This window comes from Marinobacter alexandrii (genome assembly GCA_039984955.1).
GTDB lineage: Bacteria > Bacteroidota > Bacteroidia > Cytophagales > Cyclobacteriaceae > Ekhidna.
Window position 1 is genome coordinate 107,079 of record JBDWTN010000007.1, and the last position, 25,067, is coordinate 132,145.

The window sequence follows — 25,067 nt, forward strand, 5'->3', positions numbered from 1 at the left end:
TCGATTTCACATGGCTTTAGGTAATCGCACTATAAATCTTTAAACCCTAATACAATGAAACATTCATTATCCGCACTTTTCTATTTTTTAGTACTATCAGTTGCGAATGCACAATTTCAAGCAAAATATGACGGAGGATGGTCTGAACAATCAGAAGATATAGATTTTTTTAAGAAAGGCACAATATCCACTGGGCTAAGCGTGGGCAGTCCGATGAGTGCTTTTGCAATGGTGGTTGGAGATGATGGAAAATTAGGATGGGCCAACAAATACTTTGTATCTAACAATGGTGTCAATTCCATCACTTTTTTTGAAGATGTGCTTGCTTTTAGAACAAGGACCGAACATAGAATAGCCGTTACTGGAGGAACATCTTTTCTGACTAGCTCGAATGGGAAAACTGACATTTTGTTCTCCATCCTTAGTAACAAAGGAATTCCACTTACTAGCTCCATCATTGGGACCGCAGAGTATGATAAAGGATTGGTTGTGAAAAAAATAGATCATCCAAAGTACGGTCCCGGCTTCATAATTATTGGAGAATCTCACCCATCTCCTAATCCCAATTTTAATTGGAATCTAACAGTTTCAATTTTAGATGATAAAGGCAAATTAATGGAGTCAGCAGAATATGATGCATCAGGCAGGCAAGAAATACATGATGTAGTTCAAACCAAAGAAGGTTTCATCTTAGTAGGTAGAACGACTCCTTCTGGTCCAGTTTGTGATGGGAGCAACATGACCGCCTTGATCTTATCACTTAACAACAATTTACAACTTCAGTGGAACAAGATCATAGACATTGTTCCTGAAGGTCAAACCAGCAATGACGAAGCGGTAGGTGTATCTATATACAAAGATAAACTTTGGGTAGCAGGAAATAGAAACAATAACTCCAACTATGTGCCAGCCTCTTTTCTATTGGAAATGGATTTATCAGGAAACATTTCCTGGTTAAAGGAGTACAACGTCACGCTAGCAAAAGCCTCTGGCCAACGAATATCTGCAAATGGGGACTTAGAGAATATCATTATGACCTTGCAAGGTGTATTCGCTACTGATCACATGGGAAATCCACTTTGGTATAAATACTATACAGGTAACCTGCCCTTTTTATGGGATATGGCTATTTCAGAGGATTATGAAGGACTTGCATTATGTGGACGTGATGCGAGTTCAACCCCTTACACTAAACAAGATATATTCCTCATAAGAACCAAGCATAAAGGAGAGTCGGATCCTAATTGCGAAATAGATCTTCCGATCGTTCAAAGCAAACCAGACTATTGCGAAAAACAAATTTCTATAGGACTCATTGGGACACTAAACCAAAAGAAGGCTAAGGTCGTATCAGTGAAGTTTCCATTAACTGCTTATGACTGTCAGTATAACCTCGTTCAAAGCTCTCAAGGGGAATCAGGAGTGCTTTACCCTAATCCTGCAAGAGACCACATTCATTTAGATGGAGAGTCAGAAATTAAGAAAGCATCCATCCAAAGCATCGCAGGTTTAGATGTGATAGATGTGATCGTAAAAGATCAAAAGATAGACATCTCTAGGCTACCCAAAGGAATATATGTTCTACATCTAACAAAAATGGATGGCTCTGTAGTAAACCACACATTCAGAAAAGAATAAGTATACGTTCCAGATGAATGATTTCTTTTCGGGTTAATGAGTCAGTCATTGATAACATTTAACTCAGTAGGGTTGGTCACTTAAGTGACCAACCCTTACTTCTATTTCACAATTAATCGATGGATCTGTACTTCTTTCCCCGGATAAGAAATCCGCACATAATAAGTTCCAGATTTAAATCCCGAGGTATCTAGTTGTATCCGCCCGCTTTCGTATTTCCCATCTACTTGTCTCCATTCCGATGTAATTGGATTGCTTACTTCTACAACCAACTGGTCAGGATATTCAATTTCTGAATCCAGAACTACGTATTCTGGCTGTCCAGATTTAACTGGGTTGGGATACATTTTCTTGATTGAAGATTCCGCAAACTGACTTTTCTGAAGCTTACTGCTATAAATATGATAGTCACTTTCTTCCCTCAAATACCCTCCTTCTAGTGTCCCGAAAAAACCTCCATATTTACATACAGCCCAATAGGTTGCTTCAGGATAGCTATTATTGGAAATTTGGTCGGGCACTTTTTCAAATTCGTCAGGTTCTAATGGACGCCCATTTCGATCGGTTTCACCTACATATTTATATAGGCTTCCGGCTACATAAAAAGTGTACGTATTAAGGTATTTTTCACCATTAATCTTATAATCATCGTCGTTAGTTGGCAATAGGTATGTCGCTTTAGTTGGCTTGAAGGGAGCTTGAACCATCAGGTAAAAAGAATTTCCTTGAGCAAGCCCTCCACGTATTCTTACATTTTTGTCCTTCGATAAAGGCAGCTCCCACTCCTTTAGGTCTATCTTCCGTCGTTTATCAGTGCCATCGTAAATGATATTTCTATCACTAAAAAATGCATATTTGAGTTTGTCACTTCCTCGAACATCTAAAAGATTAAGCTTTTGCACTTTTGAACCATTGAGAAAATAGTCCCCTCCAATAGGAATTCCATAAACGGTATGTTTGCCAACATTTTTGAGTTCTAGAATAAAATAGATGTATTCTCCACATGTAGATGACTCTTCCTCACCTCTGCTAGAATCGCCATAACCCAAATCTTTATAATATTCAGGCCCACCCACATCTGCTTTTACGATTTGAAGAGATACGTCATAATCTGAGGGATTATATCTCACGAGCTTAGGTCCAGTCTGGCTGAAAGAGTATAAAGAGATAAAGCACCCAAAAAGAAATGTTAAAATTATTTTCATGACTTAGTTATAAAGAGTTTATCGCAACTATAGGTTTCCGTTTTTGTCTGTTTCAAATACCCATATATCATAAATTCCTCTATTTTTTGGTACATCACCATCACTAGACGCACTTGCACCGACTGTTAGATAAGTCCCGTCGGCTCTTTTTATGGACCTTCCTGCCTGATCTTGATTTGATCCCCCATACGTTCTTGAAGTAAGAAGATTCCCCATGTAATCAACTTCTATTGACCACAAATCAAATCGACCCTTATTACTTGGGAGGTCTCCGTCCGATGAGAAACTATCTCCTGATATCAAGTAGCCATTTCCAGGCAATACTTGTACACTAGATGGAAATTCATTATCAGTTCCTCCATAGCTTTTTTTCAATTGAACAGTACCAGTACTACTCATCTTAATCAATAGAAAATCGACCCCTAAACCTACGAGTGATTCTGAAGAACCTACTACCACAAGGCCACCATCATCCGTCAATTCCAAATCACTAATACGATCAGAACGAGTGGAGCCATTTGATTTATTCCACAATAAATTTCCTTGAGGATCCAGACGCAAAATCCAGAAATCATATAAACCAATCGGAATAGAGACATTACCATCACGGGAAAGGCTAGATCCTCCTACGTAAAAGCCTCCATCAGAAGTTTGCCTAATTACTACGGCAAAATCATTTGAAGTTCCTCCATAGGACTTTTGCCATTGTATTGCTCCAGTGTCAGTTAGCTTGACAATCCAGTAATCATACCCACCAAGATTCACAAATAAATCACCGTCTAGTGAGTTACTGTGGCCTGCAAATATGTAACCCCCATCCAATGTTTGAACTACAGAAACTGCAATATCAAATCTTGAACCACCAAATGATCTTTGCCATTGAATATTGCCATTATCATCCAGTTTTACTATCCATACATCCGCAGGTGCAAAAGGAGATGATGCGGTATATCCTCCTAAGATGTATCCACCATCGGAAGTCTCAGCCACAGAATTTATGGCATCAGCAAATGAATTTCCTATCAATTTTTTCCATTGAATCTGGCCATTTATATCAAATTTCAAAACAAAACCATCAGATTTTCCCTGCACTCCAGCAAAATCACCATCATGTGAATTCGCTGTTCCAGCCACAAGATATCCACCATCACTGGTTTCAATGATTTCAGTAGCAACATCGTCTTCCGATCCTCCAAAAACAGCATTTAAGTTATCATTCGGGAAAAGATCTATCACATCCACACTCTCATCCACATTGATTTGAATGCTGATCTGTCCACCTTCAATTGTCGCATCCAGGTTTAATCGATAATGCGTACGAGGTTTCGGGTTATCTATAGAAGCTGTAAACGTTTTCTCAACCAATGTACTATCTACCTGATAGTAAGCTATTCTTGCTCTTATGTCCAATGGTTTCGGAGCAAAATAGCCGGATCGTGTCTCTCCTGTTTGGTAGAAAAGCGAATCTGATGTATTTCTAACCTTTACTGCTCCCTCGTAAATATCAAATCCCTGAGTTACATTTTGAGAAAATACAAATGACACTTGCGTATTGACCAACTCTGTATCAATAATCACCGACTGAAAACCGCCTTGACTAACACTAAAGATCGAAGAAGATCCAAAAAAGAATGGGTTTTCAAAAGCTGCATTGACTTGATTATTTGAACTGGCCTCTGCATAATAATTACCAACAGGCAAGGAAAGGCTATCCGGTGCATCTGCTAATCTGGGGATATCGAGAACCAGTACACTGTCACTAGTGAAAATAGAGACTTTGAAATCATCGGTATTGACCGTTTGGGTACGGCCCGCCACTGATTCTTCTATCATTATTCCAATATCGAAGCTCAAGAAGCCTTCGGAAATAGGCGTTTGGAGTACATCTTCTTCACATGAAGAAATGATAAAACCGGTAATTATAAAAAAAAGAAAAGCATATATGTTTTTCATGATTGTCTATTTTGATTCAAAGTGATTTTGATTTGATTAATATTGGTTTGTGGAGCTCAATCCCTGAAATGCCAACACAAGCCCAAGAGTGGTATTACCTAAAGTGGGAACATTCGAAGCATTGCCTGAGGCATAGTAATACCTGCCAACAGTATTCCCCAAAGTGTAGCCTATTGCACTTCTTGAATAGAGTGCTAAATGGGCATTTGAGTTCATTCTTCTACTACTCCCTTTCAATACAAAGAAATTTTCTCCCGCCTGATGTGCAGGCAAAGCCTGGCCTACCCTTTGATACTGGTCTGTTATGCTCGATTCAGAAAGTTTTACCTCTGCCTCAAAAGCATTGACATTCGAATTGCAGGAATACTTAAATGCAAATAGGTAGTTACCCGACGGGACAGTAGTTCCGATATCATTGACAAATGTGAACTGGGTACCTGGGAATGTAAGATTTGAGTTGCTATACAACGAGTCAATTGCTCCAGATTGCGTCACACTTTGGAGGCCGTTCATGAGTTCACTATATTCCTGAGAAGTGATTCGAATCCATTCGCCTGCCAATGCTTGTATATAAGCATTCTTTGAGGTAGTAAGAATTGATAGGATGTTTGGATTCAATCCAATGTCAACGGAATCTGCATCATCATCCACGTTGATTTGAATCTGACTATTTGAGACTCCAGCATCTATACTGAGTTGATAATTTGTCTTTGGAAGTGCGTTAGTTATTTTGGTAGTTAACTGCTTTTCAAGGATCGATCCATCTGGTTCCATATATTTTAAATCTACTTTTATGGAAAGGGGTCCGGAAGTGAAATAACCTGAGCGAGTCTCTCCTGTATCAAAAAACAAAGAATCTCCTGTTAGATCAGACGTCACCGTACCTGTGAATTCTGAAAATTCCTCAACGACATTTTGAGAGAATAAAAAAGAAACCTGAGTATTTGCAAGTTTTGTATTTATTATCACCGATTGACTTGCATTTTGTGAAACAGAAAACACATCTGTTTTCCCAAAATAATAGGGGCTCTCAAATGCTACGCTTGACAGATTGTTTGAGTTTGCTGTAGCATAATATGTGCCCACTGGCAATACAATGCTTTCAGGTATATCAGCAAATCTCAGGATCGATAGAACTTCAGCATCAGTTTCATCATAGATTGTGACCATGAAGTCATCCGTATTTACGCTTTCGACCCTACCAGTAGGTATTTCCTCAATTGATAGCAAAAGTCCAACTTGAAGCAATCCATAATCGTTGAGATCGATGGGTTCATCCTCTCTGCAAGAGAGGGTACTTGCAATAAGCAATGAAAAAACACATAGTCTGAAAATAGCATTCATATTAGCGTGCGTTACTGGTTTAATAAGTATTAGAAATCTAGTATTGAACTGAGGAGCTTAGCCCCTGATAGGTAAGCACAAGTCCAAGGCTTGCATCTCCTGCCTGATCTATCTCGCTGGCGTTTCCAGGATTAAAAAAATACTTTCCATTGGATTCACCGGTTATGTAACCAATTTCCTTAGCAGAATAAATTGCAAGGTGAGATTCATTCTGTGTTGCTGGCCTTGTACCTTTAAATACAAAAAAGTTCTCCCCTGAAGGGTGAGCTGGAAGTCCAAAGGCGAACATGCTGTATCCTGAGTTTACATTCGTTTCTGATATCTTGACTCTTGCCTGAGCTTCCAACACATCAGAATTGCTAGAATATTTGAAAGCAAACAAGTAATGATTAGCCGGAATGGTTGCTCCGATATCATTCACAAAGGTGAAGCCCAGGGGTGAAAAAGTGAGATTGATGTTACTGTATTGTGCATCTGAAACTCCGGATTTAGCCACATCCTCCAATTTTTCTGCAAGTTCTTCGTATTCCGACGCTGTAATAGATACCCAGCGTTCCTGATCTGCTGCTTCATACGCTGATTTTGATGTTGTAAGTATCGATATAATACTTAGCTCTGAGTCGTCCATGGACGGGATATCATCATTACCTTCATCTTTATTACAAGATGATAAAATGACAACTACAGACAGCAAAAATGATTTCGTGAATTTCGTTTTCATAGGTGTTAGTTAAAATTTCACTACCTACGAAAGGTTAACCACTATTGGATTTTTGCTTCCTGAATTTACTTGAAAATCCAGCTCCTGAATTTTTTTCGTAGGTTAGAAAAAACCAAATCAAACACCTATGAAACACACCTTAATCACCCTAATGGTATTGCTATGCTTTGGAGCATTTTCTCGGAGCGTTCCCAACTCTTCTCCACCGAAGGGACCTGATGCTCGAATAAAAATTGTCGGTGCTTCTTTCAACAAGGGCCTAACTAAAGGAGAAATACCATGTACAAATGAAATTTATCTGAAGGTCCGAGTAGAAATGGTTAGAGGATATTGTGCTGTTCCTATCAAAGCTTACCACTATGTAGATGGCAGCTTGAAGGACAGCATCAAACTACATAGCAATTCCACCCTACAAGAAGAGGACTATTTCTTCAATGGAAAGGGGTCTCCATATTATGACATAAACTCAATTCCTGATCCACTTTCCTTGTTACTTAAATCCACGGAATATAACCCTGTAGTATTTCCCGATGCTATGTCTAGCAAGACTCTTAGATGGATTGATTCCACAGGCCAATATCATAAGAAGCTGTATTACATTATTGTTAAGGCACCTTTCGAAGCATCTCCCCCGAGTGGATCAATAAAGCAGAATAAGTATGTGTTTAAAATCAATGATCAGATTATTCAATTGGATATGCTTGGCAGCAAGCATTTGAAGGTAAACGACACTGATAAATCCAATAACATTGATACTAAGACCTTTTACCAGCGATGCAACACACAGGAGGTGTTCGCCAAATCCTATCCTGAAACATTTTTGGAGAAAGAAATTGAAATCATTGAGGAGCCGGAAAAAATCGGGAATAAAATCATCAACTTCCTCTATCCAACAAATGAAAGCTTAAAACCCGGAACCAAATTGACTATAAACCTCTTCACCGAGTACAATGGAAGACCTCTTAATTTAAATAAAGTGCAGTGGAAAATTTTTGACTTACAAGGGAACTCTTACCTCATTATAGCTCGTAGAGTGACAGGGTTTGTTAATCAAAGCCTAATTTTTGATCTACCTACCAGTATTCGTTCTGGTCCCTATGTTTGTCAAATTTTCTATGAAGGAAAAATGGAAGCAGAGCTTTTTGTGATTCATAAATAAGGCACAAATGTCCTAGAACGTTCCTGGATCTTTCGGATCCAGGAACTATTTTAAATCAAGTAAGCCACTGGACTGGTGTCAATTGCCTTTCTTTGATGTGTGAAAGTAATCGTCATAGGTGGTGGTGCAGCAGGATTCTTTGCAGCCATCAATATTGCAGAGAAACATCCTGATTATGAGGTTACCATACTCGAAAAATCGAGCAAAATTTTGCAAAAAGTGCGCGTATCTGGTGGTGGGAGATGCAACGTAACCAATGCCAGAGCTAAGCCTTCGGAGCTCGTCCATTTCTATCCCAGAGGTCAAAAAAAACTGCATTCGCTATTCAAAAGATTCACAACCGCCGACATGGTTGAGTGGTTAGAGAAACGAAGGGTGAAAACCAAAGCAGAAGAAGATCTTCGCCTGTTTCCAATCACCGATTCATCTCAAACGGTGATTGATTGTTTTGAAAAAGAAGCCAAAAAACACGGGGTAAATGTTATTAACAACTGTGCATTAAAATCTCTAAAATTTACAGCAGGAAAATGGAATCTTGAAACAACTCAATCAACCATGGATGCTAATAAAGTAGTCGTTGCAACAGGTTCTTCTTCAGCCATGTGGAATCTGTTGAAGGAAACAGGGCTTGAAATTACAGATATAGTTCCTTCCCTTTTTACATTCAATATCAAAGACGAACGAATCAAAGATCTTCAAGGAATTTCCTTTACCGAAGCTCAAGTAAAAATCGCTGGAAGCAAATTAGATGAAAGTGGTCCTTTGCTGATTACACATTGGGGACTCAGTGGACCAGCAATACTGAAGCTCTCATCTTGGGGTGCCTATGAATTGGGCGCGAACAATTATCATTTTGATATTCTAGTGAACTTCACTGGAACCTTAAAGCCAGATGAATTCAGCATGCATCTTTCTCAATACAAAGAAGCAAACCCCAAAAGAAAGGTGGTCAACTATCCTCTCTTCGATCTACCCAAACGTTTTTGGGAACGGATAACAGCCTATTGCGAGATAGGCCCAGGAACGCCATTTGGCGAACTGTCTAAAAAACAGGCCAACAAGCTTGTGGAAGAATTATGCCAGGGCAAGTACGAAGTTACAGGCAAGAGTACCTTCAAAGATGAATTTGTAACCGCTGGTGGCGTTGACCTCAATGAAATAAACCTTGACACATTTGAATGTAAACGGTTTCCAGGACTGTACCTTGCTGGAGAGGTGTTGAACATTGATGCACTTACAGGTGGATTTAACTTTCAGGCCTGCTGGAGTGGTGGCTGGGTTATTTCCGAGAACATAAACGAATAAGAACACTTGACGCTAGAATCAGCTCCCTGTGGGTTGATTCATCAACAAAAAGGAGTCATTCTTCAGTACGTAAGTTTTTGGTGATCTTGATGCATCTTCAGGGTACGAGATTGTGACATAAACCTCCTCACCTTGCTCTTTTACATTCATCTTCGCTCCCTCTCTCACCTCTTTTCGCGATAGCACCAGCGAATTGGTATAAGGAATACGTTGCTTAGGAGTCACCAAGTCGCCATGGAAGACAGGAGAATTCTCAATCATTTCTCTCTTTCCAATATGATAAATACGAACCCAGGAACTTGGAACATATGGTCTGTATCGAACCAATAAATAGTTACCTGCTGAATATGAGCTAACATAATCATCATACTCTTCAAACATGAAATCGACCGTTTTTCCGGCTGTTCGATAGACCATAGTTCCATCATAGGTTGGCTCAAGATCACCGTCTATCACTACTTTTATGGTAATGAGTCCTGTCATGTCATCATAATCTAACGAGAGGCTTGCGTCCCTGGAAACAGAATCTCCATATTGGAAAATAGTGGTTAAACCCTTTTTCTTGTATTGCTCTGCATAGTCTACCTCTTCTCTTTCAAATCCACCACCAAAGAGATCCAAATAGTATTCAATAGGCTCTGGTCTTTCCAAAAATAGGCTTAAGGCTCCTTCGGGAACCCACCCTGATAAAGAAGAGCTATCAGACTTCACCTTGTACCAAGTCTTAGATTCCACAAAAACCTGATCAATTACTTCCAGGGTCTCCCCATAATCAAGATTATCAACAAACGCAGTTGACGTCACTGGATCTTCACGAAGTACAACATGATCATCTTCTACAATGGCAAATTGAAATGCAAATGGCTCTGGAGCTAACTCCTCTTGTTGCTCTTGAGTGTCCTTTTCTGAAGGTTTATCTTCTGTCTTTTCGGCACTCTTCTCGACCATCTCCACTGGTTCGGTTCCAGATTCATTTGATACGTTAGATTGACATGCACTGAACAAAAGTAACAGTGCGACGGTTGGTGAGATTTTATTCATATCACTTATAAAAATAAATCATTCCTCGTTTATTTGACATCACTAGATTGACACGCTGAACAAATCAACAATAATAGGCGAGAGTATCTTTAAAGAAGAGTTTGTAGCTGCCGGTTGATTCTACTTACAGGTCTGCTGGATCGGAGGTTGGGGGTTTTCAGAAAACATTTTATTAAATACTTATAGTCGACTATAAGTATTTAATAAAATGGATAATAATCACAAAGTAAATCAAGCAAAAGCCCCGTACGGCACCAGAATAAGCAAAAGAGGTATATTTGAAAGGTAGATAAACGACATACGTTGTTTACATTAATGTTGTACTTAATTGGAAACCATATATGAAATCCATTTTTGATCGGAACGGAAAAACGATAGCTTGGCTAAAAGAGAGTGAAATCTTCAACCTCGGTGGGACTAACATTGGATTTCTTGACAAGGAAGCAGTCCATAACTTACGAGCTAACTATAAAGGGACATTTACTAATGGGTTTTTCAGAGATAAAAGAGGCAACTCAGTAGCCTTTGTAGATGGCGCATCTAACGGACCAATCCCTCCAATACCAAACATTCCTCCGATACCACCAATACCAAGTATCCCGCCAATTCACCCTATACCACCAATTCCACCGATTGCACCAATACCAAGCTTTAGTTGGTCAAATATTGATTGGAACGAATTCATATCTTAACACAGAAAATCAAATGGCAAGAATCAAAGTAGAAGACATAGTTGATCACCTAGACAGGGAATTTAGAAAAGCTCTTGAAAACACGCTTGAAGAACACTTCCCCAATGAAAATTTTGATGCTAGAGATGTATTCAGAACTTTCAAAAGAAAGATAAGACGGAAATGTAACACTTGGGAAAACGTACCAGATCGATTTGTAGAAGATTAAACTAAGTACAACAAACTGTATGAAGGCATGTGCTTGAGTGCTTTCTACAAACTGCATCGGGACTCGCCCGTTTCGTCTGCCGCCGAGAGAGTTTTGAGCTGTTTGATGACTTTAGTTTGCGGGAGTTTTTCACTTCAGAACGCAGTGCTTTCTACAAACTTTGGATGCACCGGCAGACTTCACTATTTTAGTGCAGTCCACAAAGTGAGAGCACACGCCTCATACATGGACGTTAGAGCCTATTAACCGTTACACATGGCAACTCAAGAACAATTAGAACAAATAATCACCCAAATCAACGATAAACTTGAACAGTTGACGGGACTAGACATTAACGAACTGACGAAAGAGCAAGAACTTGGAAGCCAACTTTCATTCAAGGATTACGAACCGTGGTTTATAAAAACAATTGAACTTTTCAAAAGAGTAAAATCAATCAACCTAGAACAGGTTCCTCATAATCTTTTGCAAGCGTTCAATGGGCAGTTGACTAATGCAATGAGTCATCTTGATCAGGTAAAAACTTTCCAGCCAAATCAGAATAATCCAGCAAGCGTAAGAGACCAGCTTGGTAATCAAGTTCGAGATCAATATGATTCATATTATCAGGGGACTTTACCGGTTCTAACTGTTGGTTTACTTCTTGGGAACGACTTGTCAATCCAACAGGCAAAAGTTGCAGAACTATTGGACGAAATCAAAACGAACCAAGAGGAAGCAAAAAAAGAAAGTGATTTAACCCTGAGTGAACTACAGGACACGTTAAAAACAGCTGAAGAAGCGGCTGCCAAAGTTGGTGTTTCTAAACACTCTAAGGTTTTTCAACTTGAACATACCGATCAAGAGAAGAAAGCAAAAACATGGCTGACAACAACGTTTATCATTTTAGGTGCGATAGCCGTGGCGGCAGGTCTTTTAATTTTGTTTATGCCAGAAGCGAAGGATACTTACTCCATTGTTCAGTACACAATAACAAAACTTATAATACTGTCTGCTCTGTTTTATGCCCTTTCTATCAGCAACCGAAATTACAAGGCATATATGCACAACTCAGTTGTTAACAAGCACCGACAAAATGCCTTAACAACTTTCGAAACGTTCTCGAACGCTTCTGGTTCTGATGTACAAACTAAGAATGCCGTCTTACTGGAAGCAACCAGAACAATTTTTTCGAACCAACAAACTGGCTATTTAAATGCTGATAAGGAGCAAGAATCATCAAACAAAATAATTGAGATTATAAAAGGTGCTGCAACTGTTAAGAAAGATTAAAACAGGCTCTAACAGGCACTAGCGAGAATATGCCTGATTGCTTTCTTCCAGTTTCAGTACAACTTGACCGCAAAACTTCCCATTCTGATACTTTATCGCTCGTAGAAATTTCTGCGGTTCTGGATTTTGATTTTCAGAATGCACTTCTTCGTAGATACTGTTGTAGTGGTTGGACAGTTTCGCTAGTTTAGTGCTCTTTATAACTAGTGGGCATACTCTCGCTAGTTAGTCGTTAGAAGCCATAATCCCCAGAACCATTTGAGAAGCATTCGAACATTCATCCTTCTAACTCTTCTAGGCCTAACTAATGTATCCATTGGTCAACAGGAATTCTTGAATGAACTGGGAACTGAAAAAGCAGAAAGTTTCCGGAAACTAATAGATTCCTACCAAAGATTTTTGAGTTTAAATTATCCCAACGCTTCTAGTTTAGGCGAACAAACAAGGTCATTCATGATGCAAATGGTGAACGGTGAAAAACCTCTTAATTATGATAGCCTTGATGCAATTAATGTTATTAGTTCACTTGAACAGTCAGGATTAAGAAAGGAAATTTATTTGTACAATGAAGAAGAGTACGAAGGTAATTATGAGCTTCGAGAGTTTCTTTCAGAGGTAGAAGCAGATGAAATTGATGAAAGTATAGCTTTTGATAATCGAGAAATTATTGTCAATGATTCTCTTAAGAAAAAATGGGACGCAATCTTTCAAGAGCGTTTTGAACAACTATCACCAGAACAGAAAAAGATAGAAGAAGAACTAGAAAAAAGACGCAAAGAAAGAAAAATATGGGGCTCAACTCCAACTCCTAAAGGTTTGTTTCATTATACTCTGCTTAAGACTGATACTTCATTTTACGCATACTGTCTCATTAGATCAATGGATAACTCTCCAGCCATAACTCCAGCTTTGACCGAACTGTCAAATGATGAACTTGAACTTTGGAACATACAGATCATATTCATGATTGACTACTATCTCAGAGATATTCTTTTTCGATACCGTAGACATATGAAACCGGCTACTAACAAACGCTAAAATGCATATGTCAAACTGCATCTAACCACTCTCCTGCTACCCGTCGCAAAACTTCGCCTCTGCTGCTGGCGTCATATTTTCAGACCGCATGTTTCATAGAAGCCGCCCGCCTGGATAACGCCTGTGGGACAGGTTGTAGGTGTTGGACAGGTCCATTATTTTAGTGCTATCCATAAAGTGGGAGCACCCTTTTCATACATGGACGCTATGCCCCACAGACCCAAAACTATCACCCATGAACTACGAAACTTTTGCCCCCCATCCAAACTTAGACGCCATTGTAAAATGCCATTGGATTTTGGAGGTCCCTGGTGACATGGAAGCTCCTAAACAACGAGTGATTCCTGATGGATGCATAGAAATGTGTTTCATTCTAGGCGATGATGTTAAAAGATTCAACTCCGAAAATGAATTCATTATTCAACCCCGAGCCATGGTCTTTGGGCAAATCACAAAACCCTATTTTGTGAAACCGACTGGTTATGTTAATACTTTTGCTGTTCGATTCTATCCCTATGGCTTTGCTAATTTCATAACCCAGCCAATTCATGAATTGGCTGACAAGGAAACACCCCTCACGTCTTTATTTGAAGAGAGTTCGATCAAAGAACTGGAACAAAAAATAATCGAAGCAGCATCCACTAAATCAAGAATAGCAATCATTGAAAGTTTCTTGCTCAGCAGGTTAACCGATAAATCAATTATTGACAATATTGTCACGTCCACCATCGACTCCTTGTCCCAAACCAAAGGCAGTGCATCGATTAACTCAATCCTGAAAGACGACCTTTCTAAAAGACGAAATCTTGAGAGGAAATTCTCAAAACAAGTTGGAATTAGCCCCAAACAACTGGGTAGAATCATAAGGTTACAGGCAGCTCTAAAAATGATGCTGAACAAACCAGGAGAAAACCTAACTCAGGTTGCGTATGAAAACGAATACTATGATCAAGCTCATTTCACCAAGGATTTCAAAGAATTTACTGGAGTCAATCCAAAACAATACTTGGATAACGATCAAATGATGCTTTCGTCTCTAATCTATTCTAAGGATTAAGGTTGTCGCACTTTTACAATTTATGTCGTTAAAACTGATGTAATTATGCATCACATCAGAGACTATAAAAATGAAAGGCAGAATACTCAAATCGGTGATGGCACTCACAATAGCTATAGCCTGTATTTACCCAAACAACGCGAAAGCTCAAACAGAAAACTTAACGAACCAAAATAAAGAAAGCATGAAAAGTTTTATTTCCATTTTTGAAATTCCCGCAACGGAAATTTCACGAGCAGTCAACTTTTATCAGGCAATTTTGGATATTGACATTGAGAAAATGAAAATGCCAGGTATGGAAATGGGTATACTGCCCTACGAAGGACAGATGGTTACCGGCGTTATCGTGAAGGGCGAAGGATATCAACCTTCGGCAAATGGTGTCACTATATACCTGAATGGAGGAGACAACCTTCAAATTATTTTGGATAAGATTGAGAAAAACGGAGGCAAAATAATCGTTCCAAAAACACCTCATGCTGATGAGAGTGGCTATTTCGCTATGTTTCTTGATTCCGAAGGGAATAGAATGGGGTTGCATTCCCCTCATTAAAGCCCAGGTAACCAACACTAACATCACTCAACTTACTCAGTTGTTTGCAGAGGATTCTATGATAAGATTCTTTTTAACTTTAAACATTGGATTGCTAGTTAAAAGGAAATGGACAGAAGAGAATTTAATAAAGGACTTTTGGCAACAGTCGCCAACTTTGCGCTAATAGACTCTCTCTTTGCTTACAATGCTTTTGGGAGTAACATTAAACCTATTGCAACCCATTGGGCAATTAAGTTAAATGAGTTTTGTTCAGATTTGAAAACCGAATCCATCACCGCAAACCAGTGGCAGAAGCATATCGAGGAACTTTATGCAAAAATCGAATTAAACGAAATTTTGAAATTCATAGATTTCAACAAACTATACAAAGGATTTGAATATCCGGATCTTGGAGTCAATACTAGACTTGTAAAATTTCCAACACTAACTGATCTCCCAGAGAAAACTGCTTTTGTCAAAAAGGTTTTCGGAATGAAAAAAGATCGAGCAATTATTCCTCACGGACATAGCAATATGGCTTCTGCACATTTGATTTTGAATGGAGAGATGCACCTACGCCATTATGAGAAAGTAAGACAAGATCAAGACAACTTAATCATAAAACCGACCATTGACAGAATTGCTAAAATTGGAGATAGTTCTTCAATTTCTGACGAAAAAGACAATGTTCATTGGTTTATTGCCAATACCGAGACATCCTTCACTTTTGATGTAATAATGCTAGATCTAAACAATAAGTCTTATGATATCCATAATTTGGATATTCACGAAAAACAAGATCTAAGTGACGGGACATTGAGAGTGCCGATTTTAGACGTTGAAAAAGCGTTAAAGAAATATGGAAAAGAAACACACCATTAGAGTAGAGCTGATCAATTCTACGATATTTGGGATACATTAGAGAAATATCAATCAAGGCTTAAGAAAAAAGCTGAGAATTAACTGTAAACGATCCTATGAACATCAAGTCAATAAGAGCTTTTATCGGAGCGAAAGATTATCAGCTTTCCAGAGAATTCTATAAAGACTGGGGATTTGAAGAGCTTCAAATCTCTGAAAAAATGTCTTTTTTCAGAATGGATCAATTCGGATTCTATTTACAAAACTATTATGCCAAAGAATGGGTAGACAACACGATGCTTTTTCTAGAAGTAGACGATCTAGGAAGCTATTGGAAGGAACTTACTCAAAAAGGTTTGGACAAGAAATATGGAGTCAAGTTCGTAGATCCCAAAAATCTAGATTGGGGAAGTGAAGGGTTTATTTACGACCCCTCAGGCATATTGTGGCATGTAGGAGAGTTTAATCAATAAGTTATTTAATTTCCACCTCCTGCTCTTCGAATTTCACCTTATCTCCTTTTCTCAGCTTCTTTCTACGCTGTGTTTCTACTTCCCCGTTTACCTGCACCAGACCTTCATCAATAAATTGCTTGGCCTCCCCTCCCGACCCCACTAACTGCATGATTTTCAGCAGTTTGTTCAGCTCGATGAAATCGTGCCCTTCCAGTTTAAATGCTTCCATTCAGCAAATCTAATCAAGTAGTTTTATTATTTATTCTTAAAAATAGAAACATATTAGATATACTTGCCGTATGATTAATTCTTAAAAGTAGAAAGTAATACATATTTTCACTTTAAAGCCATTCTGAATTTATTTTAGAATCTAGACTCTGAAACAAATTCAGGGTGACTTGAACTCATCAAATACGAAATTATGAAAGGATACATTGGAGAATTTGAAGAGTTGGTGCTTCTCACCATAGCCAATCTGGCCAAAGATGCCTATGGGGTTGCCATACTCAATGATATCTCAGAAAGAGCCAATAGAAAGCTCAGCATCGGAGCACTACACTCTACGCTTACCCGGTTGGAGGAAAAAGCCTACATCTCTTCCTATCTGGGAGAGCCAACCAACGAACGTGGTGGCCGGCGTAAGCGATACTTTGAATTGACTGACAGTGCAATTACAGAACTGAATAATATGAAAGCACTCAGAGATCAGTTGTGGTCTGGTTCAAAAATCAACCTTTCACTTAAGTGAAAAGTAATCCACATCCCCCAAGGTTTGCTGAGCGGCTACTCAAATGGTATGCAGGCAGAGCGGATATGGAAGATATTCAAGGAGACCTGGATGAAGTCTATAGGTTAAACCTAAATCAGAACGGGGGACTAAAAGCTGACATTATCTATTGGCAACAGGTGCTTTCCCTTTTATTTTCTTATGGACTAAAGAAGCGTAGAAAGGGTGCATCATACTCTTTCCATTATCATAAAAACTCAGCGGCTATGTTTAAAAATTACTTCAAAATAGCAATACGCAGTTTCTCGAAACACAGGCTATTCACGACCCTCAACGTATTTGGACTTGCGCTTGGGATGAGTGTATGTCTAGTTGTACTTTCAATTGTCGTAGCTATCTATCAATCTGATGGATTTCATACGCATAAAGATCATATTTATCAGCTCAACACCAACATAGCTAATGAATCTGAAGAAAAGACCTATGGCTCCTCTTTTCATGCAACAGGGAACTACCTTAAAGAAAATTACCCTTTCATTGAAGAGGTGGTTAGCATACAGTCTGATTTTAGGCCAATCGTTAATCATCATGGAAATGATCTAAACTTCACAGGATACTTTGCAAGTGAGGCTTTCTTTGACGTCTTCAGTTTCAAATTGATTAGTGGTGATCCACACTCTATATTGAAAAAGCCTTTTAGCGTAGTACTAACAGAAAAGACTGCTAACAAGCTTTTTCGAGATGAAAATCCAATTGGAAAAACGGTAGAAACAGACATGGGAACTTTCACTGTGACTGGTGTTATGGAAGATTTGAAGCAGACCCATTTCTTTTTTGAGATGCTTGCCTCTTATGAAACGTTTAAGGAGATGGGATCCTCCGACCTCAATAATGATTGGGTGAATTACAAGAACAACTATGCCTACATTTTATTGCAAGAAGGCACTAAACAAAGTCAACTGGATTTTGCTCTTTCTGAGATAGCTGAACATGCTTCCATTTTTCATCTAAACAAAAAAATCGATCTGGAATCTATCGAACTGCCCCGTGTAGTTCCCAGATGGAATATCAACAATCCAATAGGCATAACCTGGGATAAACCCTCACTCATTTTCTTTCTTGCAATTGGAATTTTAATGCTGATGCCTGCCATATTTAATCACACCAACTTATCCATTGCCAGGGCATTGAAGCGGGCAAAAGAGATTGGTATTCGAAAAGTGGTTGGTGCAGAAAAAGTACAGATTAAAATTCAGTTCATTGTAGAGACTGTACTCATGGCACTATTAGCGCTTGGGGCTTCTTTCCTGATAATGAAACCAATGAAACGAGGCTTTCTGGATATGGTCTATTTTTCAGAGGTCCTTGACACTGACCTAAACATCTATCAAGCTTCTATTTTCCTTCTATTCTCTTTATTGGTAGGCTTATTTGCAGGAATCTTCCCTGCTCAATATTTTGCCAGATTAAATCCGATTCAGATATTGAAAGGTGAAATAACTAAAGGGAAGAATGGCGCATCAGGATTCAAAAAAGGGCTCTTCGTCTTTCAATTTTTCATGTCACTGGTATTCATTATTGGAGTAGCGGCAATCAGCAAACAGTACAGCTATGTGTTGAACAATAATCATGGGTTTGAGTCGGACAATATTCTTACTCTTCCTTTCAATGGAATTGACAAACAAGTTGCTATCAATGAGCTTGGCAATCATCCGGATGTAAAAGCCATCACAGCGTCATCTAATCTACCAGGAGTATTCTTACCCGATAGAATTCAAATCACATCAAATGATGTAGATACAATAGAAGCAATACAGGTATACATATCAGATGATTTTGTTAAAAACATGAAAATGGAGCTGAGTTGGGGTGAAAGTGAGTCCATCAGTCGGTCCCATCAGAATGAAGAGTTAGTACTGGTCAATCAACAGTTTATCAACTTATTGAAAGTGTTTAATACGCAAAAAGATACGCTCCGATTCAACTTGTCAGATGGTACTCATTGTAGAGTTGTTGGGATACTAAAAGATTTCAATTTTGAGCCGCTGAGTGAGTTAATTAGTCCACTAATGATGCGCTACTCATTAGCAGAAAGCAACTATGCTTTACTTACTATCAATTCACCTAATATCAAACGAACTATTTCAGAGTTGGATGATATCTGGAAAGCCATTGATCAAGACGAGGGTTTTCAGGCCTCTTTCCTGGATGATGAAATCGAAGAAGCTTATTACATCATGGTTGCTCAGATCAAATTCTTTAGTGTATTGAGTCTATTGGCTATCACCATTTCTTGCTTAGGATTGCTAGGAATGGTCTCATATACCACAGAGAATCGCACAAAAGAAATTGCTGTTCGGAAAATTATGGGTGCAACGAATGGAAGCCTTTACTATTTACTCACCAAAGATTTTATCAAGCTCATTGGGATCTCCTCATTAATCGCTATCCCTTTTTCTTATCTTTTTTATGACAAGGTATTTCTTCATTTCCTTATCAGATATGGAACTGGATTGGGAGTGATTGAAGTGATTGCAAGTATTGTGTTTTTGTTCATTGTAGGTGCAGCATCTATTTACTGGCAGACATCCAAAGTAACTAAGGCCAATCCAGCAACAAAGCTGAGGTATGAATAATCATTTAGCTAAAAAGGACAAAATGACTAAGCAGAACTACCCTCCCATTCTTGCCGAAAAACTACTCAAATGGTATGCTGGCAGAGCAGAAATGGAAGATATTGAAGGAGATCTGGATGAGGTTTATCAAAACCAATACCAACAAAAAGGAAAACTAAAAGCCGATCTCAAATATTGGCATCAAATATTCTCACTACTCTTTTCCTACGGACTAAGGAAAAGAAAATCAAAAGCAGACTATTCTTCATACTACTTTAAAAACTCAATGACTATGTTCAAGAATTACTTCAAAATCTCCATCCGAAATCTTAAAAAGCAAAAGGCATTCACCATCATCAATGTCCTTGGTTTATCCATAGGAATGTCTATAGCCCTACTTGCATTAGCAATGTACTTAGAGCTCAATCAGTTCGACACTTACCATGAAGATGCTGAAAATATTTATCGCGTGACTACTGAATTAACATACAGTGGAGATAGAGAAAAGTATGCTTCTGCACCACCAGCGCTCACTTATCGAATGGATGAAGAAATACCTTCAATCTATAAATCCGTTCATATAGATGAGAATTTCTCTGCTCTAATTGATCACAATGGAAACAATATTCGAACATACGGATATCATACCGAACCTTCTTTTTTTGATGTATTTGCCTTTGAACTGGAGTCTGGAGACCCATCCGTTCTAAATGAACCAGGAGTTGTTATACTCACAAAAGAATTAGCGACAAAACTATTTGGTGAGCAGTCTGCTCTGAATCAAATCATCGAAACTGAAGAGTGGGGGCAGTTGCGTGTGGCAGGTATTTTGAAAGAATTTCCAAAGCTTACTCATCTAGCTTTTGACCTTCTTGCAGGCTTTCCTGTTTCTAAGAAATTTAATGCCAATTACAAAACATCTCAATGGACAGATTTTACTGATAGCTATTATTATTTCGCTATACCAAATGAGTTTAAAAGTCAGTTAATAAGTCGAATGAATGAAATAGGTCAAGCTGGCACACTTGATTTTCAGGCAGAAGATGAAACGGTAACCTATGACTTACAAGCACTATTAGACATTACACCGGGAGAACTTATCAATGATGGAATTGGAGTGCAGTTTGATATGCCTACTATGCTTCTATTTTTTGGAATCTCATTACTTATTCTAGTTCCCGCATGTCTTAATTATTCTAATATGTCCATTGCTATTGCACTAAAGCGAGCAAAAGAAGTAGGGATAAGAAAGGTAATGGGTAGCTATAGAAAGCACATCATCAATCAGTTTTTAGTCGAAACGATACTCATATGCTTGGCTTCACTCTTAATCTCTAGCCTCGCTTTCATTCAGCTCAAAAAGGAGTTTTCAAGTATGCTCGCGGGCGGTACATCTCTCCTGTTCGAAGTGACTCCTGTCTTGATCCTCGTGTTTATTGGTTTTGCCATTCTAACGGGCATTTTAACAGGCATAGGACCGGCACTCTATTTTGCGAAAATATCCCCCATTCAAGCTTTGAAATCAGATTCCTCCAAGAAAGTCACCATCTCAGGCATCAGAAAAGGATTGCTCGTATTTCAATTCGCCATGACGTTGAGCTTCATGATTGGAACGGGAGTATTACTTAAACAATACCAGGAAAGCAGGTCTTTCAAGCTTCCATTTACCACAGAAAACACATTCATTGTTTATACTCAAAAAACAGATGTCCAACTTCTGAAAAACGACCTCTCGAATCAGTCCAACATCTCGGCGTTAAGTTTCAGTTCCAGTATTCCAGGCACTTCACTCACGAAAAGCACATTCGTCTTTAATGACGATTTGCAAGATTCAGTAAGAATCAGAGAAGTATTTGTAGACGATCAATTCATAAATAACATGAATCTCAGCATGATTTGGGGAGATAAATTAAGCGAAAGTGGACAACAAGTCGATGAGGTAGTTGTCAATCGGGAGATGATGAGAAGACTGGATCAATTAAACTTTAAAGACACCACATTCATTTCTCTGAAAAACGGTCAATATGCAAAGATTGTAGGAGTCATTGAAAATTATAATCATGAACCTCTCAATGAAAGCATTGAGCCTATGATGTTAAGAATTGATGATAGCGAGCTCGCTTATGCTATAGTCAGTCTTCAGAATGAAAATCATATTGCTAGTACTCAGTTCTTGCAAAATAGATGGGACGCATTGTTTCCGAATGTCCCGTTCAGAGCTACTCTCTTAGAAACAGAAATAGATAACGCCTATGATTTCTTTATCATTGGCTTAAGAATATTTGGATTTTTAGCGGTTTTAGCGATTACAATATCCTGCTTAGGTTTATTGGGAATGGTTGTGTATGCAACAGAAAACAGAACGAAAGAAGTAGCCGTTAGAAAAATACTTGGGGCTAGTAAGAAAAGCCTTTACAGAACACTCGCCGGACTATTTATTAAACTCTGGTCTATTGCATTACTTATAGCCATACCAGCTTCCTATCTCTTTTATGACAATTTTCTAGTAACCATTTTTAACAAATTCGGAGATGGTGTTGGCCTTGTTGAGATTGCTTTGAGTGTATTAGCCACGCTCCTCCTAGGTGGAAGTGCGATCATATGGCAAGTCAACAAAATAGCCAATGTAAATCCCTCAGATAATTTGAGATATGAATAGGTAATTTCAATCTTATTAATTTTTACTTTTATCAGGAATCTGACAACATTTCAATGAAATTTATATTCCATTTGCAGCGTTAAACTGCACAATGACCAGAACACTAATATCTACTTTCATTCTTTTCGTTATAGTCTTTTCATTGGATGCGCAGCAGACTGTCGTATCTGGAAAAGTAACCGAGGTTGAAACTGGCGCTCCAGTACCTTTCGCCACCGTTGTTTTTCAAGGAACAACGGAAGGTGCTGTGACCGATTTCGATGGAAACTTCACTGCGTCTACAAGTCTAAATGTAGATTCTATTTATGTCACATATGTAGGCTTTCTTAAGCGAGTTAAGGGCTTAAAGCGTGGTGAAAATCAAGTGATAAATTTTCAGCTTGCTGAAGACATCATGACATTAAACGAAGTAGTGGTGACGCCAGGAGAAAACCCAGCTTTTGCTGTAATGCGCAAAGTCATTGAAAACAAAGACAAGCACGATAAACGAAAGTTGGCAGCCTACGATTACGAAAGCTATACACGTACCGAGTTTGATTTAGACAACATCTCCGATGAGATGCGTGATCGCAAACTCATGCAGAAGGTATTGGATGTTATGGATAGTATTGATCAGATTGCAGGAGAAGATGGCAAGCCCATTCTTCCATTGATGATGTCGGAAGCTATTTCACGGTTCTATTTTAGGAAAGCACCTTATGCAAAGCATGAGCAAGTCATACGCACCAAAGTAAGCGGCATTGGAGTTACCGATGGAACCCTCACTTCTCAATTGATTGGAAGCACTTATCAGGAATACAATTTCTACCAAAACTGGTTAAATATCGTAGGCAAAGAGTTTGCAAGCCCAATAGCCAATGGATGGAAACTCATCTATGAATATGAGCTAGTGGATAGTCTCTACATTGGTGATGATTATTGCTATAAGCTGGAGTTCTTCCCAAAACAAGAGCTTGATCTTGCCTTCACAGGCTCCATGTGGATTACGAAAGACGATTATGCGTTAAAACAAATTGATGCTTTCGTTCCTAAAACGGCTAACCTCAATTTTGTTGAAAAAATCAAGATCCAACAAGAGTTAGCACCTACCACTTCCGGGCCGTGGTTACCAGCCAAAATTCGGGTAGTTGTAGATCTGAAACCTGTCACAAAGAAAACAGCAGGTATTTTAGCCAAGTTCTACGTCTCCAACAAGGACTTTGTGGTTGATCAACCAAAAGACAATGAATTCTATATGAATGTCATTTCTCTTGATCCCAATGTGAGAGAGTCTGACGAAGAATACTGGGCAGAAGCACGCCATGATTCACTTACTGCGATTGAAGTGAATGTATTTTCTATGATTGATTCACTAAAGAAGATCCCTGTTGTTCGAAACATTACAGAAATAACGAAATTCATTACGACAGGCTTCATCAAAGCAGGACCGATAGATATAGGACCTTACACTACTTTCTTTGGTAACAATGATATTGAAGGGATAAGGTTGGGAATGGGCCTGAGAACAAATATTAATTTAAGCAACAAATGGACGATCGGTGGCTACACAGGCTATGGCTTTGATGATGAACGATGGAAATACACAGCGTACGTTTCCTTTTTAGCCAATAGGAATCCTTGGACTGAAATAAAATACGAACAGCAGCGTGAAGTTGAGCAAGTCTGGTTGTTGAATGAAGACATTGGTGCGAATAGTTTGTTCTATACTTTCAGTCGTTTCGGCACTCTCATTCAGCCTTTTCTAAAGCAGAAATACAAACTTAGTTTTCAAAGGCAGCTAGGCCAAGGCATTAATAGCACGCTATCCTTCAAACATGTAGAGATTCAGCCTTTGTTTGACTTTAGCTTTTTCACCGATGATGCCAGAACGGTTACTCAAACAGATTATTCCGTAAATGAAGCAACCATCAAAACGCGATACGGAAAAGATGAAATCATCCTCGTAAATGACAATCAACGAATCAACCTGGGGCCGATTAGATTCCCCGTCTACGAATTCACCTACACCTATGGTTCAGATATCGCAGGAGGTGATTTTGAATATCACAAACTGAAACTCTCTTTTCAGAAACAACAAAAAATGGGGCTTTTCGGAGTATCTAACTTTAACCTGACTGGAGGTTACCAATTGGGCACTGTCCCTTATACCTTACTGTTCAATCCCATTGGAAATGAAACTCCTTTCTATGTAGGCTTTGCATATAACCTCATGAACTTTTTCGAGTTCTCGTCAGATCGGTATGTAGAACTAAAATATAGGCACTCATTTGAGGGATTCATTTTTAACCGAATTCCCCTACTGAAGAAATTGAAGTGGCGACTATTTGTAAATGCCAATGGATTATTGGGTGATATTCGAGAAGAAAATATTGCTATTTCAAACTTTGAACGAGACGCAAACGATAATCCTATTCTACCATTTCGTCAATGGGATGGCACACCTTATTTAGAGGCTGGTTATGGCATTGAAAATATTTTTAAAATCCTTTCTGTTCAAGCCTTCCACCGACTGACTTACATAGATGATAACGCATCTAAATTTGGATTGAAATTTAATGTTTCGTTCAGTTTGTAATACCTAA

Annotated in this window: 21 protein-coding genes; 15 read left to right on the plus strand and 6 right to left on the minus strand. The window is 38.7% G+C overall.

Annotation, left to right across the window (positions count from 1 at the left end):
* Positions 1-54 precede the first annotated feature (54 nt).
* Entirely contained in the window at positions 55-1,638 is a 1,584-nt protein-coding gene (locus tag ABJQ32_06755) for a T9SS type A sorting domain-containing protein (protein MEP5289333.1), read from the plus strand.
* 101 nt (positions 1,639-1,739) lie between these two features.
* Here the strand turns inward: ABJQ32_06755 and ABJQ32_06760 are convergent, their stop codons facing one another.
* Genes ABJQ32_06760 through ABJQ32_06775 form a run of 4 tightly spaced genes read right to left on the minus strand, consistent with a single transcriptional unit; the run spans position 1,740 to position 6,861 of the window.
* Positions 1,740-2,843, minus strand: coding sequence for a T9SS type A sorting domain-containing protein (locus ABJQ32_06760; GenBank protein ID MEP5289334.1), 1,104 nt, complete (start codon positions 2,841-2,843; stop codon positions 1,740-1,742).
* 27 nt (positions 2,844-2,870) lie between these two features.
* A complete protein-coding gene (locus ABJQ32_06765; GenBank protein MEP5289335.1) occupies positions 2,871-4,796 on the minus strand; it encodes a DUF4493 domain-containing protein in 1,926 nt (641 codons plus the stop codon).
* A gap of 36 nt (positions 4,797-4,832) precedes the next feature.
* Entirely contained in the window at positions 4,833-6,140 is a 1,308-nt protein-coding gene (locus ABJQ32_06770) for a DUF4493 domain-containing protein (GenBank protein MEP5289336.1), read from the minus strand.
* Between the two features lie 37 nt (positions 6,141-6,177).
* Positions 6,178-6,861, minus strand: a complete 684-nt coding sequence (locus ABJQ32_06775) for a hypothetical protein (GenBank protein ID MEP5289337.1) — start codon at positions 6,859-6,861, stop codon at positions 6,178-6,180.
* A 127-nt stretch (positions 6,862-6,988) separates the two neighbouring features.
* Here ABJQ32_06775 and ABJQ32_06780 point away from each other — a divergent pair, with 127 nt between their 5' ends.
* Together ABJQ32_06780 and ABJQ32_06785 are read left to right on the plus strand one after the other, a co-directional pair.
* The gene (locus ABJQ32_06780; protein ID MEP5289338.1) at positions 6,989-8,020 is read left to right on the plus strand and encodes a hypothetical protein; all 1,032 of its coding nucleotides are present in this window, start codon (positions 6,989-6,991) and stop codon (positions 8,018-8,020) included.
* A 99-nt stretch (positions 8,021-8,119) separates the two neighbouring features.
* On the plus strand, positions 8,120-9,325 hold the full coding sequence (locus ABJQ32_06785) for an NAD(P)/FAD-dependent oxidoreductase (GenBank protein ID MEP5289339.1): 1,206 nt from the start codon (positions 8,120-8,122) through the stop codon (positions 9,323-9,325).
* Between the two features lie 18 nt (positions 9,326-9,343).
* Here ABJQ32_06785 and ABJQ32_06790 read toward each other — a convergent pair whose 3' ends face one another.
* On the minus strand, positions 9,344-10,366 hold the full coding sequence (locus tag ABJQ32_06790; protein MEP5289340.1) for an SH3 domain-containing protein: 1,023 nt from the start codon (positions 10,364-10,366) through the stop codon (positions 9,344-9,346).
* A gap of 341 nt (positions 10,367-10,707) precedes the next feature.
* On the opposite strand from ABJQ32_06790, the gene ABJQ32_06795 reads away from it, so the two are divergent.
* The 8 genes from ABJQ32_06795 to ABJQ32_06830 all read left to right on the plus strand — a co-directional run bounded on the left by ABJQ32_06795 (position 10,708) and on the right by ABJQ32_06830 (position 16,502).
* Positions 10,708-11,058 (plus strand): 4-fold beta flower protein, encoded by a 351-nt coding sequence (locus tag ABJQ32_06795; GenBank protein MEP5289341.1) that lies wholly within the window; start codon positions 10,708-10,710, stop codon positions 11,056-11,058.
* Between the two features lie 13 nt (positions 11,059-11,071).
* A complete protein-coding gene (locus tag ABJQ32_06800; protein MEP5289342.1) occupies positions 11,072-11,266 on the plus strand; it encodes a hypothetical protein in 195 nt (64 codons plus the stop codon).
* A gap of 255 nt (positions 11,267-11,521) precedes the next feature.
* Complete coding sequence (locus ABJQ32_06805) at positions 11,522-12,538, plus strand: hypothetical protein (GenBank protein ID MEP5289343.1); 1,017 nt, start codon at positions 11,522-11,524, stop codon at positions 12,536-12,538.
* A gap of 258 nt (positions 12,539-12,796) precedes the next feature.
* Positions 12,797-13,576 (plus strand): hypothetical protein, encoded by a 780-nt coding sequence (locus tag ABJQ32_06810; protein ID MEP5289344.1) that lies wholly within the window; start codon positions 12,797-12,799, stop codon positions 13,574-13,576.
* A gap of 235 nt (positions 13,577-13,811) precedes the next feature.
* On the plus strand, positions 13,812-14,633 hold the full coding sequence (locus ABJQ32_06815; GenBank protein ID MEP5289345.1) for a helix-turn-helix domain-containing protein: 822 nt from the start codon (positions 13,812-13,814) through the stop codon (positions 14,631-14,633).
* A gap of 70 nt (positions 14,634-14,703) precedes the next feature.
* Positions 14,704-15,186, plus strand: a complete 483-nt coding sequence (locus ABJQ32_06820; protein MEP5289346.1) for a VOC family protein — start codon at positions 14,704-14,706, stop codon at positions 15,184-15,186.
* A 108-nt stretch (positions 15,187-15,294) separates the two neighbouring features.
* Complete coding sequence (locus ABJQ32_06825; protein MEP5289347.1) at positions 15,295-16,050, plus strand: hypothetical protein; 756 nt, start codon at positions 15,295-15,297, stop codon at positions 16,048-16,050.
* A gap of 95 nt (positions 16,051-16,145) precedes the next feature.
* Positions 16,146-16,502, plus strand: a complete 357-nt coding sequence (locus tag ABJQ32_06830; GenBank protein MEP5289348.1) for a VOC family protein — start codon at positions 16,146-16,148, stop codon at positions 16,500-16,502.
* Between the two features lies 1 nt (position 16,503).
* On the opposite strand, the gene ABJQ32_06835 is transcribed toward ABJQ32_06830, so the two are convergent.
* Positions 16,504-16,713, minus strand: coding sequence for an RNA-binding S4 domain-containing protein (locus ABJQ32_06835; GenBank protein MEP5289349.1), 210 nt, complete (start codon positions 16,711-16,713; stop codon positions 16,504-16,506).
* A 192-nt stretch (positions 16,714-16,905) separates the two neighbouring features.
* Here ABJQ32_06835 and ABJQ32_06840 point away from each other — a divergent pair, with 192 nt between their 5' ends.
* From ABJQ32_06840 to ABJQ32_06855, 4 genes are all read left to right on the plus strand, one after another.
* A complete protein-coding gene (locus tag ABJQ32_06840; protein ID MEP5289350.1) occupies positions 16,906-17,232 on the plus strand; it encodes a helix-turn-helix transcriptional regulator in 327 nt (108 codons plus the stop codon).
* The gene (locus ABJQ32_06845; protein ID MEP5289351.1) at positions 17,229-19,847 is read left to right on the plus strand and encodes an ABC transporter permease; all 2,619 of its coding nucleotides are present in this window, start codon (positions 17,229-17,231) and stop codon (positions 19,845-19,847) included. Before ABJQ32_06840 ends, ABJQ32_06845 begins: the two co-directional genes overlap by 4 nt.
* 22 nt (positions 19,848-19,869) lie before the next feature.
* Positions 19,870-22,485, plus strand: coding sequence for an FtsX-like permease family protein (locus ABJQ32_06850; protein MEP5289352.1), 2,616 nt, complete (start codon positions 19,870-19,872; stop codon positions 22,483-22,485).
* A gap of 91 nt (positions 22,486-22,576) precedes the next feature.
* On the plus strand, positions 22,577-25,060 hold the full coding sequence (locus ABJQ32_06855; protein MEP5289353.1) for a DUF5686 family protein: 2,484 nt from the start codon (positions 22,577-22,579) through the stop codon (positions 25,058-25,060).
* The last annotated feature ends 7 nt before the right edge of the window (positions 25,061-25,067 follow it).

Coding starts and splice junctions, on each gene's coding strand:
- ABJQ32_06755 (MEP5289333.1), top strand. CDS start 55: ATGAAACATTCATTATCCGCACTTTTCTATTTTTTAGTACTATCAGTT.
- ABJQ32_06760 (MEP5289334.1), bottom strand. CDS start 2,843: ATGAAAATAATTTTAACATTTCTTTTTGGGTGCTTTATCTCTTTATAC.
- ABJQ32_06765 (MEP5289335.1), bottom strand. CDS start 4,796: ATGAAAAACATATATGCTTTTCTTTTTTTTATAATTACCGGTTTTATC.
- ABJQ32_06770 (MEP5289336.1), bottom strand. CDS start 6,140: ATGAATGCTATTTTCAGACTATGTGTTTTTTCATTGCTTATTGCAAGT.
- ABJQ32_06775 (MEP5289337.1), bottom strand. CDS start 6,861: ATGAAAACGAAATTCACGAAATCATTTTTGCTGTCTGTAGTTGTCATT.
- ABJQ32_06780 (MEP5289338.1), top strand. CDS start 6,989: ATGAAACACACCTTAATCACCCTAATGGTATTGCTATGCTTTGGAGCA.
- ABJQ32_06790 (MEP5289340.1), bottom strand. CDS start 10,366: ATGAATAAAATCTCACCAACCGTCGCACTGTTACTTTTGTTCAGTGCA.
- ABJQ32_06795 (MEP5289341.1), top strand. CDS start 10,708: ATGAAATCCATTTTTGATCGGAACGGAAAAACGATAGCTTGGCTAAAA.
- ABJQ32_06800 (MEP5289342.1), top strand. CDS start 11,072: ATGGCAAGAATCAAAGTAGAAGACATAGTTGATCACCTAGACAGGGAA.
- ABJQ32_06805 (MEP5289343.1), top strand. CDS start 11,522: ATGGCAACTCAAGAACAATTAGAACAAATAATCACCCAAATCAACGAT.
- ABJQ32_06815 (MEP5289345.1), top strand. CDS start 13,812: ATGAACTACGAAACTTTTGCCCCCCATCCAAACTTAGACGCCATTGTA.
- ABJQ32_06820 (MEP5289346.1), top strand. CDS start 14,704: ATGAAAGGCAGAATACTCAAATCGGTGATGGCACTCACAATAGCTATA.
- ABJQ32_06825 (MEP5289347.1), top strand. CDS start 15,295: ATGGACAGAAGAGAATTTAATAAAGGACTTTTGGCAACAGTCGCCAAC.
- ABJQ32_06830 (MEP5289348.1), top strand. CDS start 16,146: ATGAACATCAAGTCAATAAGAGCTTTTATCGGAGCGAAAGATTATCAG.
- ABJQ32_06835 (MEP5289349.1), bottom strand. CDS start 16,713: ATGGAAGCATTTAAACTGGAAGGGCACGATTTCATCGAGCTGAACAAA.
- ABJQ32_06840 (MEP5289350.1), top strand. CDS start 16,906: ATGAAAGGATACATTGGAGAATTTGAAGAGTTGGTGCTTCTCACCATA.
- ABJQ32_06850 (MEP5289352.1), top strand. CDS start 19,870: ATGACTAAGCAGAACTACCCTCCCATTCTTGCCGAAAAACTACTCAAA.
- ABJQ32_06855 (MEP5289353.1), top strand. CDS start 22,577: ATGACCAGAACACTAATATCTACTTTCATTCTTTTCGTTATAGTCTTT.